Consider the following 15593-nt stretch of genomic DNA (forward strand, 5'->3'; position numbering starts at 1 on the left):
CAGTGGAGCCATGGAACTCTTCGGCGGGCTCCCGCTCCCCCTCTCCCTCGCGCTGCTGGCGCTGATCGACGGGCTCAGCGTCGGCACACTCCTCATCCCGGTCTTCCTCCTGCTGCACCCCGGGCGCGTGCGTGCCGGACGCATCCTCCTCTACCTCGTGACGATCGCGGCGTTCTACCTCGTCGTCGGCCTCCTCTTCCTGTGGGGGCTGGTGAACCTCGTCGACGTGGCCTCGGACTTCCTCGCCTCACCGACCGGCCTGGTCGTCCGACTCCTCGTCGGAGCCGCACTCCTCATCACCGCGTTCGTGATGCCGACCGGCGACAAGCAGTCGAAGGAAACTCCCGTGGGGGCGGGGACTCCGTCCGTCGCGGCTGCGCCCCAGGTCTCTCCATGGACAGGGATGCCCGGGCGCGACACCCCTGCTCCGGCGACGCTGACACCACCTCCGCCCTCCCCTGCCGCAGACCAGGCCGAAGCGACGGCGGCTCCTCGCCCCGGCCGCATCACACGCTGGCGTGAGCGCCTGCTCGATCCGCGTACCCGTGGCGCCGCCGTCATGGCCGTCGCGATCGCCGCCGGGGTGGTGGAGGTCGCCACGATGCTGCCGTACATCGTCGCGATGACGATGCTTGCGGATGCCGCGGTCGACACCCCGCTGCGTGTGCTGTCACTCGCGGGATACTGCGCCCTGATGATCCTGCCGGCGATCGTCCTGCTCGTCCTGCGCATCGTCGCCGCTCCCCTCGTTCAGCGCCCGCTCGAACGCTTCGCCGCCTGGATGGAGCGCACGGGCGCGGAGAACACCGCCTGGATCATCGGCATCATCGGGTTCCTCATCGCCCGCTCCGCGGCCACCGAGCTCGGAATCTTCGAGGCGCTCGGCGGGTTCCTCGGCAACTGATCGCCACGCACCCCGAGGCGGCGAACAACAGGACTCCGACGAAGTAGGCTCGACGGGTGCGTCTCGTCATCGCCCGCTGCTCGGTCGACTACACCGGTCGGCTCAATGCCCATCTCCCGCTCGCCACGCGTCTGCTCGTGCACAAGGGAGACGGGAGTCTGCTCGTGCACTCCGACGGCGGAAGTTACAAGCCGCTGAACTGGATGAGCCCGCCCTGCTCGCTGTCGAGCGAGGAACCGGGCGAGGAGGAGGCGAGCGCCGGCGTCGTCGAGGTGTGGCGCGTCACCCACAAGAAGACGGGCGATGCACTGCGCGTGCAGATCTACGAGATCATCCACGACACCTCCCACGAGCTGGGCCTCGATCCGGGACTCCAGAAGGACGGCGTCGAGGCCGACCTGCAGCGGCTGCTCGCCGAGCAGGTGGAGCGCATCTCCGAGGGCGCCACCCTGGTGCGCCGCGAGTACCCGACGGCCATCGGCCCGGTCGACCTGCTGGTGCGGGATGCCGACGGCGCCGCGATCGCGGTGGAGATCAAGCGCCGCGGCGACATCGACGGCGTCGAGCAGCTGACCCGTTACCTCGAACTGCTCGGCCGCGACCCGCACCTCTCCCCCGTGCAGGGAGTATTCGCGGCACAGGAGATCAAGCCCCAGGCCCGTGTGCTCGCCGAGGACCGCGGCATCCGCTGCCTGGTGCTCGACTACGACGACATGAAGGGCATCGAGTCGGGCATCCCCCGGCTGTTCTGAGCCTCTGCCGTCTGATCCCCGCACGGATCAGCGAGCCGCCATCAGCCGCGGAGCCGGACCCTCGAGTCGCGCGACCGCGATCTTCACCTCGGTCATCTCGAGCTCGACGAGACGGAGCCGCTGATCGACCCGGTCGAACCGTTCATTGATCCGCTTGAACCGTTCATCGACCCGTTCGAAGCGGCGGTCGATGCGATCGAACCGCAGTTCGAGCTTCACATCCTGCGCTTCGAAGCGTGCGTCCATCCGAGCGATCATCCAGCCGAACCCGCTGACGATCGCGACCAGAGTCGCCGCTGCTGTCGCCAGCATCGTGATGACTTCTACCGACACGTACATGCCCCCATTCTGACCTGCAACTCCGCTCTTGTCGCGACCTTACATGAGGATATTTCGCCCTCACATAAGGTGTGAGCAAGCTTTTTCGGAGCACAGCTGTGCAGGAGGAATGGCCCTCGCCGCCGGGCCCATAGGCTGGAGGCATGCCCCACTCCCCCTATTCGTGCGTGCTGTGGGACGTCGACGGCACGATCATCGATGCGTCCGTCGGCATCCTCCGCCGGCTGAACGTCGCCCTCACCCATTTCGGCCATCCGGCGCCGACGCGTGAGGAACTGGTGCACTGGATCGGGCCGCCCATGTTCCAGTCGTTCCAGGACCAGGCGGGGATGACGCCCGAGGAGTCCCGCGAGGCGGTCACCTTCTATCGCACGCTCGGCAAGGCCGACGGCTACACCACCGATGTGGCGACGTACCCCGGCGTCACCGACCTCATCCACGAACTGGCGGCGGCGGGCATCCCGCAGGCGACGGCCAGCTCGAAGCCGGAGCACCAGGTCGACGCACTCGTCGACCACTTCGGCCTCCGCACCTCGTTCCAGACGACCGTCGGCGCGACACCCGATGAAGCGACCCTCGCGTCCAAGACCGACATCGTCGCCGAGGCTCTGCGCCGGCTGCGCGAGCTCGGCGCCGACACGTCACGACCGGTACTCATCGGCGACCGGCACCACGATGTCGAGGGCGGCAAGGCCAACGGCGTCCCCGTGATCTTCGTCGGGTGGGGGTTCAGCGACGCGCACGAGGGCGACGACGCGGAGTTCCGCGTGACGAGCGTGGCCGAACTGCGCGCTCTCCTGATCGACTGACGCCGGCACCGGCGACCCGCGCGCATCCGGCGGTCGCCGTGTCGGCGCACCGGAGCACACCGCCAGAAGCACAGAACTCCCCGCCGGATGACGCCGTCATGGCGCTCCGGTCGGGGAGTCCTGTGTATCGCCCGTCTCAGACGGGGCGGATGTTCTCTGCCTGCAGGCCCTTCGGGCCCTGTGCCACGTCGAACTCGACTCGCTGGTTCTCTTCGAGAGACCGGTAGCCGGACGATTCGATGGCGGAGTAATGTGCGAAGACGTCAGCGCCTCCGTCGTCGGGGGAGATGAAGCCGAAGCCCTTCTCCGAGTTGAACCACTTAACCGTGCCCTGGGTGCTCATGTACTGCCTGTTCTGCTGATGAAGAAGCCGACGCAGGGATGCCCCGACACCGCTAACGCTAGTGGAGGAGACCCCGAGGGGAATAGCCGCGGCAAGAAGGTAATCCAAATGTTGCACGAGCGGCACATGGCCGTCATGCGGCGGGTTCCCGGGGGCGCGCGAGCGGATGACGCCCAGAAAATGGTGTGGCCCTCACCGCGGGGGGAGCGATGAGGGCCGAAGACGACCGGAGGGTGCGTCAAGAACAGCCTAACTCCTTTTCGGAGCGCGTGTCCCCCTTTTGGGGGACAAATCCGAAAATCGGTGTGCAGGACCCGATAGCGACCCCCTCGAGCAGTCCATTGGGGACTGAACTACTCGAGGGGGCCCAATCGCATGCACGGATCGTCTTGCCCCTGGGGTGGGCCGTCCGTCTCCTGGGGAGAGACGGAGACGATCAATCCCCTTGTGCACGCACCTTCACCATAGGGGAGTGCGCACGGTCCCGTCACGGACCTCCTCCGGGTGAGATCGACCCACGTCGGGCACTGCTCCCGGTGCCCGAAAGGACGCGGAGGTAGCCTGATGCGGTGACGCTGCTCAACAAGGACATGACGCTCTGCATCTCGCTGTCGGCGCGGCCGAGCAACAACGGGACGCGCTTCCACAACCACCTCTACGAGGCGCTCGGACTCAACTGGATCTACAAGGCCTTCGCTCCGACCAACCTCGCGCAGGCCATCGCCGGCGTGCGCGGACTCGGCATCCGCGGCTGCGCGATCTCCATGCCGTACAAGGAGGACGTGATCGCGCTGGTCGATCGGATGGACCCCTCGGCGACGGCGATCGATTCGGTCAACACGATCGTGAACGACGCGGGCGTGCTCACGGCGTACAACACCGACTACTCCGCGATCGCGCAGCTGATCACGCGCAACGAGCTGGATCCCGCAGCCTCCGTACTGCTTCGCGGCTCCGGCGGCATGGCCAAGGCCACCGCAGCCGCCTTCCGCGACGCCGGCTTCACCGACGTCACGATCGTCGCGCGGAACGAGTCGAACGGGCGCGCACTCGCCGACCTGTACGACTTCGCCTGGGCGGCGGAAGTCGGCGATGCGACGGCGGACATCCTCGTCAATGTCACTCCGATCGGGATGGCCGGTGGCGCAGAGGAGCACACGCTCGCGTTCTCGGAGGCGGCGATCGGGGCGGCATCCGTCGTCTTCGACGTCGTCGCGCTGCCCGCGGAGACACCCCTGATCATCGCAGGCCGCGCGGCAGGCAAGACCCTGATCACCGGGGCCGAGGTCGCGACTCTGCAGGCTCTCGAGCAGTTCGTGCTCTACACCGGCATCCGCCCGAGTGTGGAGCAGGTGCAGGCGGCTGAGGAGTTCATGCGCACCGGAACCGCGTGATCGGGAGCCCGATACATCGGTACCCTTGGCGCATGAGCGCCCCTCGCACCGCACGAAGGACCACCATCCGGCGAACACCTGCCGCCCTGGCGACGGCGGCGATCGTCGCGCTGGTGCTGGCGGCCTGCACCGGTGGGGGAGAAGAGCCCACCCCCGACGACAGCCAGGGTTTTCCCGACGACGGCTGCACGCACATCACCGTGGCGACCTCGTCGGAGAAGGTCAACATGCTCGACGAGCTGGCGACCGCGTTCAAGGACTCTCCGGAGCACGACAAGCTCGACACCTGCGCCACCGTGCGTCCGACGAACGTCTCATCCGGCAACGCCGCCCGCTACCTGACATCCGGCGAGGACTGGCCGAGCGACGACCGTGCACTGTGGCCCACCCTGTGGTCGCCCGCATCCACCGTCTGGACCGACCGTGTCGCGGCGGCCGCCTCGCAGAACCTCGTCGGCACACCCGCATCCTTCACCCGCACCCCCGTCGTGTTCGGCATGCCCGAGCCGATGGCCAAGGCGCTCGGCTGGCCGGACAAGCCGATCAGCATCACCGACCTCGAGGGCCTGTGCCAGGACCCCGACGGCTGGGGGAGCGTGGGCAAGGACATCTGGGGCGCCTTCAAGATCTCGAAGACGAACCCGAACACCTCGACCACCGGGCTGTCGACCATCCTGATGCAGTCGTACGAGGCGTCGGGCAAGGCGGAGGGGCTGACCTCGGCGGATGTGGATGCCGCAGCCGACTTCTCCCGCGTGTTCGAGGAGTGCGTGATCCACTACGGCGACACCACGGGCAACGTGCTGTCGACGCTGTACGACGAGACGCAGAACGGCGCCAACGGCTCGGCCTACGTGTCGGCGGTCGCACTCGAGGAGACCTCGCTGCTCAACTACAACAAGGGCAACCCCGACTCGCACACCGTGCAGCCGGGAGAGACCCTGGTCCCGCCGAAGACCAAGCTGGTCGCCGTGTACCCGGAGGGCGGTTCGATGTGGTCGGACAACCCCGTCACCGTGCTCGGTGCCGACTGGGTGACGCCGGAGCAGCGCACGGCGGGTGAGGCCTTCGCCGCGTTCCTGCAGACCGAGGCCGCGCAGACGATCCTTCCCGAGTACGGTTTCCGTCCGCTCGACGAATCGGTCCCGCTGGGCGACCTGTTCACCGCGAACTTCGGTGTCGATCCCGCACAGCCCACCGTGACGCTGCCGAAGCCCGAGGTCGACGTGATCTCCACCGCGATCGACCAGTGGACGCAGGTTCGCAAGCCCTCATCCGTGCTCGAGCTCATCGACATCTCCGGCTCGATGGACGAGCCGATCGGCGACGGACGCTCCCGGCTCGACGGGGCGATCCAGGGCGCACAGTCGACGCTCGACCATTTCCGCTCCACCGACGAGGTCGGCGTCTGGGCGTTCACCACCGGCGTCTCCTCCGACGAGGGCGAGAGCATCCAGGTGCTTCGCGGGGTCACGCCTCTGGGGGCCGACGGCGAGAAGCTCGACTCCTCCCTCGACGACCTCCGTTACGCCGAGCGCAACGGCACACCGCTGTACGACGCGGTGCTCACCGCGTACGAGGCCATGAGCGAGCGGGCAGAGCCCGGACGGATCAACGCGATCGTGGTGCTCTCGGACGGTGAGGACACGGACTCGACGACTTCACTCGACTCGCTGATCGCGAAGATCGGCAAGAGCACGAAGGAGGGCGGCACCGACGCCCCGGTGCGGATCTTCCCGATCGCCTACAGCGCGGCGGCTGACACCTCGGTGCTGCAGCGGATCGCCGATGCCACCGGGGGCCAGATGTTCGACGCGTCGGACGCCGAGCGCATCGACCTCGTCTTCGCCTCCGTGATCAACAACTTCTGAGGTGGGCATGATCATCGTCGCGGCATCCGACCTGAGCGGGGTCACCGACACTGTCGCCGGCGCTCTGCAATCGGGGAACGTCTACGTGGCCCCCGAGGTGAAGGGCGGGGACTCTCTGACCGCCGCGCTCACCGATGTCCTTCCCGCTGACGGCTCGATCGCGGTCGTGGTGCTGCCGACGGATGCCGATCTCGGCGCGGCATTCGACCTCGAACTGCTCAACCGGATCACCAAGGAGGCCCCGCAGAAGACCGTGGTGCTCGCCATCGGGGACGACCTCCAAGCCGCGTCGACAGCCATCGAAAGCACAGAGGCGCTGCGGATCGCCAACGAGAACGAGGCAGCGGCGGGCGACACCCAGACCGCGCTCGTCGAGACCGTGCAGCAGATCGTCGAAGAGACCCCCTCCTCTCCGGGTGCGAGCGGCACCGGTGGAGGAGCGGACTGGTTGCTGCCCGTCGTGATCAGCGGCGCCGTCCTGCTCGCGGCCGGCGGCACGGCGATCGGACTGCTCGCCCGTCGCCGACGCACGCCGAAGACCGCGGCGGATCCGGTTCCTCCCGGCATCCGCCTGCGGGTGAACCGGCTGCGCGAGTTGCGGGTCGACTACGCGAACCTGTCGAACAGCCCGGTGGCCGCGGAGACGGCCGCGGGCATCGACGCGCTCGCCTCGCACGTCGAGCAGCTCTTCGTGCGACTCGACGCCAAGGCGGAGACCGGTCAGGTCGCTCTGGCCGAGGCGGAGTACTCCGACAAACTCGCCCGTCTCGTCGCCGCGCTGGAGCCTGACTATCTGCTCGACCTGCTCACCCGGCCTGACCTGTGGGATGCTCCGGAGGAACGGATCGCCGAGGTGCGCGAGGCATTGGCGGCGGTGACGACGCAGATCGTCGACAACATCAAGCAGGTCAATGCCCGCAAGGGACTGCTGTTCCAGGTGTCGCTCGACTCGCTCATCGGGCGCTCCGAGCTGCGCGACTGGGAGCGGCAGTTCAAGAAGAACTCGGGGGAGTGATCCCGCCCGCGTTCCTGTCGTCGCCTCCCGCTCGACCCTCGGCGAGATAGGCGAGCCGGTGCAGCGTCTCGGCGTTGCGCCAGCGCAGCATCGGCGTGGTGAGGAACCGGGGGATGAGGGTGGCCGGCCCCTTCACGGGCTCCTCGTCGATGCGCACCTGACAGCCCGACGCCGTCGTGCGCGCGCGCAGCGTGACCTTGGCCTCGCCCATCGGCCAGCCGCGCGCGGTGAGCACCATCCGGTGCGGCGCATCCCACTCCTGCACCTCGGTCCTGTCGTCGAGCAGCGCCGGCCACACACCGAAGGAATGATGCAGCTGCGCGCCGACCTCGGGCCAGGAGGCGTCGACATCGCGCATGCGCGAGGCTCCGACCACCCATCCGGGATACAGCCAGCCGTTCGCAAGCACGCGGAACACATCTTCCGTGGTGCAGGTCAGGTCACGAGTGTTCGTCGCCATGATTCCTCCGTCCGCGATCATCCTGCACGCCCGGAGACGACCGCAGAAGACGCTTGACACGGGCGGCTGCACGTCTGTCAACCCGGTTGGCTGTGCCGCATCCCTCGACGAACGTGGGCCGACACGGACCGATGATCGGAGGACACCATGAAGGCACTCACCTGGCAGGGCAAGCGCAACGTGACCGTCGAGGAGGTCGCCGATCCGGTCATCCAAGAACCCACGGACGCCATCATCCGTGTCACCTCCTCCGCGATCTGCGGATCGGATCTGCACCTGTACGAGTTGCTCGGGCCGTTCCTCGATCGCGGAGACATCCTGGGCCATGAGCCGATGGGAGTCGTCGTCGAGGTCGGTGCGGGCGTCACGAAGCTGTCGGTCGGCGACCGCGTGGTGATCCCGTTCAACATCTCGTGCGGCGAGTGCTTCCTCTGCCGGCGCGGACTGCAGTCCCAGTGCGAGACCACGCAGGTGCGGGAGTACGGCAGCGGGGCGGCGCTGTTCGGGTACACGAAGCTCTACGGCCAGGTTCCGGGCGGACAGGCCGAGTATCTGCGGGTGCCACTCGCCGACTACAACCACATCCCGGTGGCGCCGGACCTGCCCGACGAGCGCTACCTCTTCCTCAGCGACATCCTCCCCACGGCCTGGCAGGGCGTCGAGTACGCGCAGGTTCCGGAGGGCGGGACGCTCGCCGTGATGGGCCTCGGACCGGTCGGGCAGTTCGTCTCGCGCATCGGACGGCATCGCGGGTATCGAGTGCTCGCGGTCGATCCGGTGCCGGAGCGGCGGGCGATGGCCGAGCGCCACGGCATCGAGACGTTCGACCTGACCGACACCGTCGTCGAGGAGCTGCGGGATCTGACCGAGGGGCGCGGCGCCGATTCGGTGGTGGATGCCGTGGGACTCGAGGCGCACGGCAACTCGGGAGTCGAGTTCCTGCAGAAGGCGGTCGGGCTGCTTCCCGACCCGGCCGCGCGCCAGGTGTTCGACAAGGCCGGGGTCGACCGGCTCGCCGCCGTCTACGCCTCGATCGATGTCGTGCGCCGGGGCGGAACCGTGTCGCTGAGCGGTGTGTACGCGGGGGACGCCGACATCATGCCCATGAAGACCCTCTTCGACAAGCAGATCACCCTGCGCATGGGGCAGTGCAACGTGAAGAACTGGGTCGACGACCTGCTGCCCCTCGTGGAGGATGCCGCCGATCCGCTGGGCGTCATGGACCTGACCACCCATCACGCACCGCTCGACGATGCGCCCGACCTCTATCGCACGTTCCAGAAGAAGGAGGACGGCTGCATCAAGGTCGTGCTGCATCCGTCGACCGTCTGAGGGGTCCCGCAGCGATCCCGGCGAAGCAACCCAGGTTGACACGGCGACCGCGAGCAACGTAGGTTGACAGACATGGAATCCCTCGATGTCGCACAGATCGCCGCGGACACGACAGACCCCCGTGCGGGACTGCGGGCGGTCGCCTCCCTGCGCACCCTCGCCGACGCCCTCGAACTGCGCCAGGTCGAAGCCGGATTGCGCTCCGGCATGAGCTGGCAGGCCATCGCCGATGCACTGGGCGTGACCAGGCAGGCTGTGCACAAGAAGCACTCGAAGCGGATCGATCCGACCATCGTCGTCCCCCGGAGGAACTCATGAGCCGGTTGATCGACGCCGCCGCCACCATGCACGCGCTGTCACTGGCCGCGATGGAGGAAGCCTCCCGCTTCGGCGTGCGTGATGCCGACATCGATCACCTCCTGCTCGCCCTGACGATCGACCCCGACACCGGTGGGCAGATCCTGCGAAGCATGGGCGCGGGCCTGAACGCGGCGCGTGCGGCCGTGACTGCCCAGCACGCGGCTCAGCTCGACCTCGTGGGCATCGCCTCCGACACGGACAGCACCGGTCGCATCGTGTTCCACGAGACCTCGGGCTACGAATGGACCGAACGGGCGATCGCGGTGTGGAAAGAGGCGTCGAGTGGAGGTCGCCGGGGTGACTCCGCAGCGGTGCTGCGTGCGCTCGTGGACGAGCCGAGCGGTCTCATCGAGGCGATCCTGCGACGACTCGACCTCGACCCGGATGCGCTGCGGACCCGCCTCGACGACGCGCGGCGATTCGGCCTCTCGCGGCGCCCGACATTCACCGAGAACACCTTCTCCGGCACGCGTGCGGTCTTCGTGCCCGCGTCAGTCGACGACGTGTGGGAACTGCTGTCGTCGGCGACCCGTATCCCCGAGTGGGACCATGTGGTCGACGAGGTCGACGCGCCCGCAGCACCCACGGGCCCCTGGGAGGCGAGGACGAGGACCACCGCTCGTGACGGCAAGCCGATTCCCGTCAAGGATCCCGTCCGGCGACAGCTGGTCCACCTCGATCGGTCCGAGGACCGGGCGTTCGTCACCTGGCGCTTCACGTATCCGGACTCCGACAACGGGGTCCCGCGAGTGGTGGCCTTCGCGCTCGAACATGCCGCAGGCGGAATGCAACTTCGGGTGACGCTCACATGGGAGACCGTCCCGCGCCGCCGCCGGGCCCTCCGTCGCGTCCGCCGCGCACTGCTGGGGCCGATCCTCCGGCTCCTCGTCTACATCCAGCTCACCCAGATCGAGAGCGGCATCACCCGCGTCTTCCGGTGAGGGACGGAGTCGGCGGATGCATCACCGCCCACACGAGGATGCATCCGCCGTGGTCGAATCCGATCAGCCCTTGGCGCCCTTACGCGGCTTGATGAACTCGGCTGGTGCGTTCTTCTCCCGCTTCGCAGCGCGCTTCTCCTTGAGCGATAGCTGCGGCGTCTTCTTGCTGTCGCGACCCTGGATGGACTTTCCGGACATGGTTACTCGCTTCCCCTTCGGTGGCTGGCGTAACCTCCGACCATAGCCAGCCTTCCAGGGAAGTCAAATTTCCCCCTGACCGGGAAATTTTTGCTAGGCTATGACGGCGAGAAATGCGTTGACACAACGCTGCGAACGGGACGACCCGGTCGTGGTCATCAGTCGGGGACGGCCCCACCTCGAAGGAGTCCGGCGATGTCACGCACGGAGCTTAAGCAGTTGATCGGACCGACGGACATCGTCCGCGTCGCACTCGGATGGGGCGCTTTCGCGGCTCTCCTCCTCCTCCACCCGGTGCTGGCGCCGCCCGTGCCCGGTCCGGTCCTCGTGATCGCCCTTGCGGCGATCATCGCGGTGATCCTCGTCTGCGCATTCGGCGTGGTGAAGCAGGCCGAGGCCCTCGCACATCGACTCGGCGACCCCTACGGCTCCCTCGTCCTGACGCTCTCGATCGTGCTGATCGAGGTCATCCTGATCTCGGCCGTCATGCTCGGACCGGGCGAGCATGCGACCATCGCCCGCGACTCGGTGATGGCCGTCGCGATGATCATCATGAACCTCGTCATCGGTCTGGCGCTCCTCCTCGGCGGGCTCCGCCACCGCGGCATGGCCCACAACCGCACCGGCACCTCGGCCTACCTGTCGATGCTGGTGGTGCTGGTCGCCCTCGCGTTCGGACTCCCTGCGCTCATCGGGACGGACGGTTCGTACACGACGGGGCAGGAGATCCCCATCATCGTGCTCACCCTCGTGCTCTACGCGTTCTTCCTCTACCGGCAGATGGGCGCACAGGCGAGCGACTTCACCGAGGTCGACCCGCGACTGCGGCAGACCGCGCAGCATCAGGACAAGTCGGAGGACACCGGCGGGATCCGGCAGGTGCTGGCCGAGCACCGCACGGAGGTCCTCGTCCGCCTCGCGCTGCTGGTGGTCACCGTCATCCCCATCGTGCTCCTGTCGCACGACATGGCGGCGCTGCTCGACGACGGACTGGGCCGCCTCGGCGCTCCGGTCGCCCTCGCCGGCGTGGTCATCGCGGGAATCGTGTTCCTGCCGGAGTCGATCACCGCGGTGCGCGCCGCTCTCGGTGGCGAAGCCCAGCGCGTGAACAACCTCGGCCTCGGAGCGCTGGTCTCCACCGTCGGCCTGACGATTCCTGCAGTCCTGATCATCGGGATGCTCACCGGTCAGACGGTCGTCCTGGCGGAGTCTCCGGCGAACCTGCTCATGCTCGGGGTCACGCTGCTGCTCTCCGTCACGACGTTCGCGGCGAAGCGGGTCACGGCCATGCACGGAGCAGCGCACCTGGTGACGTTCGCGGTCTACGTGATCGTCCTGTTCAGCTGACGGTTCGGATGCCTGCGGGCATGGGGGATCGCGATGTTCACGCTCCGTGGCGGCGAACCGTGACGCGAGAAACAGTTGCCTCAGGCAACTAAAGGCGTAGACTGACGGCATGACGGTCGCAGACGGTGTCGCAGGCATCCATGTCGCGCTCGTCCGGGTCGTCTCCGAGTGGACCGAGAGCGGCCTCCAGGCCTCGGTGGCGGAAGGCGTCGGCGTCGCGCTCGACCCCACCGGCATCCGCGCCGTCTATCTGATCGGCCTCAACGGCGGGGCGATGGGTTTCGGGCAGCTCGCCGAGCATGGATCGATATCGCGCCCGACCGCGTCGAAACTGGTCTCCCGCCTGGAGCTGCAGGGCATCGTCGACCGGGTACGCTCCGGACGCACGGTCGAGGTGCGACTGACCGATGCCGGAACGCAGGCCTACGCACGCCTCGTCGCCGCCGGGCATCGCATGGTCGACGACGCACTGGCCGGCTGGGATCCGCGTGAGGTCGAGCAGTTCCAGTCGCAGCTCTCGCGCTTCGTCGTCGCCCTGTCCCGCACGAGCATGCAGCCGTCTCACGACGTCTCCACCGACGTCGCCATCCCCCAGGAGGAAACATGACACGCACGTACATCGTCACCGGCGCCGCCTCCGGCATCGGTGCAGCCACCACCGAGCTGCTGCGCAAGCAGGGCCACACCGTGATCGGCGTCGACCTCGCCGGCACCGAGGTCGAAGGCGACCTGTCGACCCCCGATGGCCGCAGGGCGGCGGCGGATGCGGCCATCACGGCCGCCGGCGGCATGATCGACGCGGTGATCGCGTGTGCCGGCATCGCCGCGCCGGTCTCGAAGACGATGGCCATCAACTACTTCGGCGTGACCGAGTTCCTGGAAGCGCTTCAACCGACGTTGAGCCTGGCGGACCAGCCCCGCGCCGCCGTGGTCTCGTCCATGGCCTCCCTGCAGCCGGTGTCGGCCGAACTCGTCGACGCCGCGCTGAGCGGCGACGAGACGCTGGCACTGTCGATCGGCGACCAGCTCGCGACCACCCCGGAGGCCGGATTCCTGAACTACTCGTCGAGCAAGCGTGCTCTCTCGCGCTGGGTCCGGCGCGAGTCGGTGTCCGCGGCCTGGGCCGGCGCCGGCATCCCCCTCAATGCGGTTGCTCCCGGCACGGTCACCACGCCGATGACGGCAGGACTGCTCGGAAACCCGGAGGGCCTGGCGCAGGTCGACGCCGCGGTGCCGATGCCGCTCAACTACCACCAGCCGGCATCCTCTATCGCCGAGCTACTGGTGTGGTTGACGAGCCCTGCCAACACCCACATGGCCGGCCAGACCATCTACTGCGACGGCGGCGCCGATGCGGTACTGCGCGGCGACGACATCTGGTCTTGGAACGACACTCCGCGCGGCTGACGCGCAGGGGATGACCGGGCCCGATCCGCAGCGGATCGGGCCTTTCGCATTTCAGTGTCTCTGTTATTTTGAATGACTCAAAATAACGTGATACGGTCAGAGGGAACCGGACGGCCAGATCGTCCTTCCTGCGTCGACATCCGACGGTCTTCGGGAAGGCCCCTGGCCGCAGGACCGCGCGCCGTCCATCGGGGGCACTTCACCCCAGGGCTATTCGGCGTGCCCGCGCACGAGACCGAGTGCACCCGCATTCGACAGCGTCCGGCGAGACGAGAGGAAACGCTGATGGAAGAGACCCGAACCGGCTGGAAACCGAGCCCGGTGTTCAGCTCGATGCCGCACTCGATGGGCCGTGGCTCACGCGAAGACATCGTCTGGGAGGCGCTCGAACGCGTGAACGGAAAGCCGACGCCCACGATGGGCGCCATGCAGGCCGCCATGGGGAACGAGTCGCAGATCCGTCTCGTGCACGATGTGATCCGCGCCTACCTCGACGCACACGATCTCCGCGATCTCGCCGAGCTGGGCGCCCGTGCCGGGGGTGCCGCGTGAAGGTCCGGCCGGGGCAGGCCGACCTGACCCTGCATATCCGCTCGACGGACCTGTGCCGTACGCCGCCGAAGAACCCGGGAGCCGACCAGTTCATCGCCCATCTCGGCTCGACCGGCCTCGGCAGCGTCTCCTACATCGTCGGACGACGTGATCCCGAGACGCCCGAGTGGATCGTGCTCGACTACGCCGACGACGCGCATGAGCGAGTATGGCGACGAGCGCGTACGCACGCAGACGGCGTACTGTCCTACGCCCTCGTCGAGGACGACTCCTCTAGCGGGTACCTCACCGTCGCCTGAGGGGAAGGCCGTGGGGACTCCGGTCATCCCCCGAACACGACCACAGAACCGGCCCGCGACCTGGCGGCACGGAGCGCCACGGCGCCCAGCGCTCCGGTGGCGAGGATGCGCACCAGGGTCAGCACGTTCGAGACGAGGATCATCGCGCCTTGGTCGGTCACACTGCCGGACATGAAGGCGACCTCGAGCAGTGACCCGAGGACGACGACGGCGAGCGCGATCGCAGGGATGAGCCTCCAGGGGCTCGGCAGCACACTGCGGAGGACGCCGGCGACGATCGCACCGCTCAACCCCAACTTGACGAGGGCGTTCAGATAAAGCGGTGCCGCCGAGGTGATGCCGAATGAAGCGGTCAGCACCGGTAGAGCCACAGGAAGCCAGACCGCGAGGAGGAAGAGCGAGATGATCGCGACCCTCGGCAGGCGGAGGGTGTGGTCGTGGCGCACAGCTCCGATGCCGGCGGCGACGAGCGCGAGACTGAAGGCCAGTGTTGCCGCGGTCGAGACCCCGACGAGAGCATTCACGTCGCCCGAGCCGGGAAGGCTGCGGAACGCGGCCAGCAGTGCCGAGGCGATGAACAGCGCTCCGGATGCCAGCCACCACGGCGACCACCGCGACGGTGCATCTTCGACCCCGATCACCGGGGAATCAGGTCCACTCATCGTTCACCGCTTCATCGTCCAGGGGCAGGGCCTACGTTCCACCCTGTCAGAAACCGCAGAGTATCGCCCTAAAGCCCGGACCGAGGGCCCACCGGGCTGACTCCCTCGCGAAGTCAGGACGCACTCACCTCACGACGCGGGTGTTCCCACTGGTCAGCGGCGCACCGTCGGCGCCGAGGGGCGCGGATGCGACCACCCGCTCACCCGCAGCATCGACGAGAGTCGAATGAGCTTCCCCGGCAGCGAAGGCATGATTCTCTCCCCAGCCCCGCAGGGCGAGGATCACCGGGAAGAACTCTTCGCCGGCCGGGGTGAGCTCGTAGTGCTTGCGCTTGGCCGGGGGAGCATCGACCTGCTCGATGAGCCCGTACGCGGCGAGGCGGCGGAGCCTGTCGGCGAGCATGTTGCGGGCGATGCCCGTGCGCTTCTGGAAGTCGGTGAACGTGCGGGCGCCGTCCATCGCGTCGCGGATGATCAGCATGCTCCAGCGGTCGCCGACGAGGTCGACGGTGCGCGCGACGGGACAAGTCGGATCGGTCCACTGCGGACGATCGGGGGCATCGCTCATGAGATCTCCAAGAGTTGCAATCTGCAACCATTATGCCCTA

General features: G+C 67.9%; 20 protein-coding genes. 14 read left to right on the top strand and 6 right to left on the bottom strand.

Annotated features, from left to right (window positions below; genetic code table 11):
- Positions 1-10 precede the first annotated feature (10 nt).
- Positions 11-904: a GAP family protein gene (locus HCX50_RS03840; protein ID WP_167633075.1), complete on the top strand. Its 894-nt coding sequence runs from the start codon at positions 11-13 to the stop codon at positions 902-904.
- A gap of 56 nt (positions 905-960) precedes the next feature.
- Entirely contained in the window at positions 961-1656 is a 696-nt protein-coding gene (gene nucS / locus HCX50_RS03845; protein WP_029264137.1) for an endonuclease NucS, read from the top strand.
- Between the two features lie 27 nt (positions 1657-1683).
- Here the strand turns inward: nucS and HCX50_RS03850 are convergent, their stop codons facing one another.
- A complete protein-coding gene (locus HCX50_RS03850) occupies positions 1684-1995 on the bottom strand; it encodes a response regulator (RefSeq protein ID WP_091028261.1) in 312 nt (103 codons plus the stop codon).
- Positions 1996-2138: 143 nt separating this feature from the next.
- On the opposite strand from HCX50_RS03850, the gene HCX50_RS03855 reads away from it, so the two are divergent.
- Positions 2139-2804, top strand: a complete 666-nt coding sequence (locus HCX50_RS03855) for an HAD hydrolase-like protein (protein WP_167633076.1) — start codon at positions 2139-2141, stop codon at positions 2802-2804.
- A gap of 136 nt (positions 2805-2940) precedes the next feature.
- On the opposite strand, the gene HCX50_RS03860 is transcribed toward HCX50_RS03855, so the two are convergent.
- Positions 2941-3147 (bottom strand): cold-shock protein, encoded by a 207-nt coding sequence (locus HCX50_RS03860; RefSeq protein WP_028501254.1) that lies wholly within the window; start codon positions 3145-3147, stop codon positions 2941-2943.
- A 569-nt stretch (positions 3148-3716) separates the two neighbouring features.
- On the opposite strand from HCX50_RS03860, the gene HCX50_RS03865 reads away from it, so the two are divergent.
- The 3 genes from HCX50_RS03865 to HCX50_RS03875 are packed head-to-tail and all read left to right on the top strand — an operon-like array spanning position 3717 to position 7427.
- The gene (locus tag HCX50_RS03865; RefSeq protein ID WP_337748980.1) at positions 3717-4541 is read left to right on the top strand and encodes a shikimate 5-dehydrogenase; all 825 of its coding nucleotides are present in this window, start codon (positions 3717-3719) and stop codon (positions 4539-4541) included.
- Between the two features lie 32 nt (positions 4542-4573).
- Complete coding sequence (locus HCX50_RS03870; RefSeq protein WP_091028255.1) at positions 4574-6412, top strand: substrate-binding and vWA domain-containing protein; 1839 nt, start codon at positions 4574-4576, stop codon at positions 6410-6412.
- A gap of 7 nt (positions 6413-6419) precedes the next feature.
- A complete protein-coding gene (locus HCX50_RS03875; protein WP_167633077.1) occupies positions 6420-7427 on the top strand; it encodes a hypothetical protein in 1008 nt (335 codons plus the stop codon).
- On the opposite strand, the gene HCX50_RS03880 is transcribed toward HCX50_RS03875, so the two are convergent.
- Positions 7405-7887 carry an SRPBCC family protein gene (locus HCX50_RS03880; RefSeq protein ID WP_167633078.1) on the bottom strand — a complete coding sequence of 161 codons (483 nt, stop codon included), beginning with the start codon at positions 7885-7887 and terminating at the stop codon, positions 7405-7407. The genes HCX50_RS03875 and HCX50_RS03880 overlap by 23 nt on opposite strands.
- A gap of 147 nt (positions 7888-8034) precedes the next feature.
- Between HCX50_RS03880 and HCX50_RS03885 the strand changes: the two genes are divergently transcribed.
- From HCX50_RS03885 to HCX50_RS03895, 3 genes are all read left to right on the top strand, one after another.
- Complete coding sequence (locus tag HCX50_RS03885; protein WP_167633079.1) at positions 8035-9219, top strand: alcohol dehydrogenase catalytic domain-containing protein; 1185 nt, start codon at positions 8035-8037, stop codon at positions 9217-9219.
- 72 nt (positions 9220-9291) lie between these two features.
- Complete coding sequence (locus tag HCX50_RS03890) at positions 9292-9537, top strand: hypothetical protein (RefSeq protein WP_091028239.1); 246 nt, start codon at positions 9292-9294, stop codon at positions 9535-9537.
- Complete coding sequence (locus HCX50_RS03895; RefSeq protein WP_167633080.1) at positions 9534-10520, top strand: Clp protease N-terminal domain-containing protein; 987 nt, start codon at positions 9534-9536, stop codon at positions 10518-10520. The genes HCX50_RS03890 and HCX50_RS03895 overlap by 4 nt, the downstream gene beginning before the upstream one ends.
- A 63-nt stretch (positions 10521-10583) precedes the next feature.
- On the opposite strand, the gene HCX50_RS20010 is transcribed toward HCX50_RS03895, so the two are convergent.
- The gene (locus HCX50_RS20010; protein ID WP_258131296.1) at positions 10584-10718 is read right to left on the bottom strand and encodes a hypothetical protein; all 135 of its coding nucleotides are present in this window, start codon (positions 10716-10718) and stop codon (positions 10584-10586) included.
- Positions 10719-10913: 195 nt separating this feature from the next.
- Here HCX50_RS20010 and HCX50_RS03900 point away from each other — a divergent pair, with 195 nt between their 5' ends.
- The 5 genes from HCX50_RS03900 to HCX50_RS03920 all read left to right on the top strand — a co-directional run bounded on the left by HCX50_RS03900 (position 10914) and on the right by HCX50_RS03920 (position 14323).
- Complete coding sequence (locus tag HCX50_RS03900) at positions 10914-12065, top strand: calcium:proton antiporter (RefSeq protein ID WP_167633081.1); 1152 nt, start codon at positions 10914-10916, stop codon at positions 12063-12065.
- A gap of 109 nt (positions 12066-12174) precedes the next feature.
- The gene (locus HCX50_RS03905) at positions 12175-12672 is read left to right on the top strand and encodes a MarR family winged helix-turn-helix transcriptional regulator (protein WP_167633082.1); all 498 of its coding nucleotides are present in this window, start codon (positions 12175-12177) and stop codon (positions 12670-12672) included.
- Positions 12669-13472 carry an SDR family oxidoreductase gene (locus HCX50_RS03910; RefSeq protein ID WP_091028228.1) on the top strand — a complete coding sequence of 268 codons (804 nt, stop codon included), beginning with the start codon at positions 12669-12671 and terminating at the stop codon, positions 13470-13472. The genes HCX50_RS03905 and HCX50_RS03910 overlap by 4 nt, the downstream gene beginning before the upstream one ends.
- A gap of 285 nt (positions 13473-13757) precedes the next feature.
- On the top strand, positions 13758-14024 hold the full coding sequence (locus tag HCX50_RS03915; protein WP_167633083.1) for a hypothetical protein: 267 nt from the start codon (positions 13758-13760) through the stop codon (positions 14022-14024).
- Positions 14021-14323 carry a hypothetical protein gene (locus HCX50_RS03920; protein ID WP_167633084.1) on the top strand — a complete coding sequence of 101 codons (303 nt, stop codon included), beginning with the start codon at positions 14021-14023 and terminating at the stop codon, positions 14321-14323. The genes HCX50_RS03915 and HCX50_RS03920 overlap by 4 nt, the downstream gene beginning before the upstream one ends.
- 23 nt (positions 14324-14346) lie before the next feature.
- On the opposite strand, the gene HCX50_RS03925 is transcribed toward HCX50_RS03920, so the two are convergent.
- The gene (locus tag HCX50_RS03925) at positions 14347-14985 is read right to left on the bottom strand and encodes a hypothetical protein (RefSeq protein ID WP_167633085.1); all 639 of its coding nucleotides are present in this window, start codon (positions 14983-14985) and stop codon (positions 14347-14349) included.
- Positions 14986-15109: 124 nt separating this feature from the next.
- A complete protein-coding gene (locus HCX50_RS03930) occupies positions 15110-15553 on the bottom strand; it encodes a winged helix-turn-helix transcriptional regulator (protein WP_167633086.1) in 444 nt (147 codons plus the stop codon).
- Positions 15554-15593: the final 40 nt, after the last annotated feature.

Origin of the sequence: Microbacterium sp. B19(2022) (assembly GCF_012030385.1) — a bacterium.
Classification (GTDB): domain Bacteria; phylum Actinomycetota; class Actinomycetes; order Actinomycetales; family Microbacteriaceae; genus Microbacterium; species Microbacterium oxydans_B.

Excerpts from the sequence above, each read along its gene's own strand:
- HCX50_RS03840 (WP_167633075.1), top strand. The coding sequence starts at position 11 with ATGGAACTCTTCGGCGGGCTCCCGCTCCCCCTCTCCCTCGCGCTGCTG.
- HCX50_RS03850 (WP_091028261.1), bottom strand. The coding sequence starts at position 1,995 with ATGTACGTGTCGGTAGAAGTCATCACGATGCTGGCGACAGCAGCGGCG.
- HCX50_RS03855 (WP_167633076.1), top strand. The coding sequence starts at position 2,139 with ATGCCCCACTCCCCCTATTCGTGCGTGCTGTGGGACGTCGACGGCACG.
- HCX50_RS03860 (WP_028501254.1), bottom strand. The coding sequence starts at position 3,147 with ATGAGCACCCAGGGCACGGTTAAGTGGTTCAACTCGGAGAAGGGCTTC.
- HCX50_RS03870 (WP_091028255.1), top strand. The coding sequence starts at position 4,574 with ATGAGCGCCCCTCGCACCGCACGAAGGACCACCATCCGGCGAACACCT.
- HCX50_RS03875 (WP_167633077.1), top strand. The coding sequence starts at position 6,420 with ATGATCATCGTCGCGGCATCCGACCTGAGCGGGGTCACCGACACTGTC.
- HCX50_RS03880 (WP_167633078.1), bottom strand. The coding sequence starts at position 7,887 with ATGGCGACGAACACTCGTGACCTGACCTGCACCACGGAAGATGTGTTC.
- HCX50_RS03885 (WP_167633079.1), top strand. The coding sequence starts at position 8,035 with ATGAAGGCACTCACCTGGCAGGGCAAGCGCAACGTGACCGTCGAGGAG.
- HCX50_RS03890 (WP_091028239.1), top strand. The coding sequence starts at position 9,292 with ATGGAATCCCTCGATGTCGCACAGATCGCCGCGGACACGACAGACCCC.
- HCX50_RS03895 (WP_167633080.1), top strand. The coding sequence starts at position 9,534 with ATGAGCCGGTTGATCGACGCCGCCGCCACCATGCACGCGCTGTCACTG.
- HCX50_RS20010 (WP_258131296.1), bottom strand. The coding sequence starts at position 10,718 with ATGTCCGGAAAGTCCATCCAGGGTCGCGACAGCAAGAAGACGCCGCAG.
- HCX50_RS03900 (WP_167633081.1), top strand. The coding sequence starts at position 10,914 with ATGTCACGCACGGAGCTTAAGCAGTTGATCGGACCGACGGACATCGTC.
- HCX50_RS03905 (WP_167633082.1), top strand. The coding sequence starts at position 12,175 with ATGACGGTCGCAGACGGTGTCGCAGGCATCCATGTCGCGCTCGTCCGG.
- HCX50_RS03910 (WP_091028228.1), top strand. The coding sequence starts at position 12,669 with ATGACACGCACGTACATCGTCACCGGCGCCGCCTCCGGCATCGGTGCA.
- HCX50_RS03915 (WP_167633083.1), top strand. The coding sequence starts at position 13,758 with ATGGAAGAGACCCGAACCGGCTGGAAACCGAGCCCGGTGTTCAGCTCG.
- HCX50_RS03925 (WP_167633085.1), bottom strand. The coding sequence starts at position 14,985 with ATGAGTGGACCTGATTCCCCGGTGATCGGGGTCGAAGATGCACCGTCG.
- HCX50_RS03930 (WP_167633086.1), bottom strand. The coding sequence starts at position 15,553 with ATGAGCGATGCCCCCGATCGTCCGCAGTGGACCGATCCGACTTGTCCC.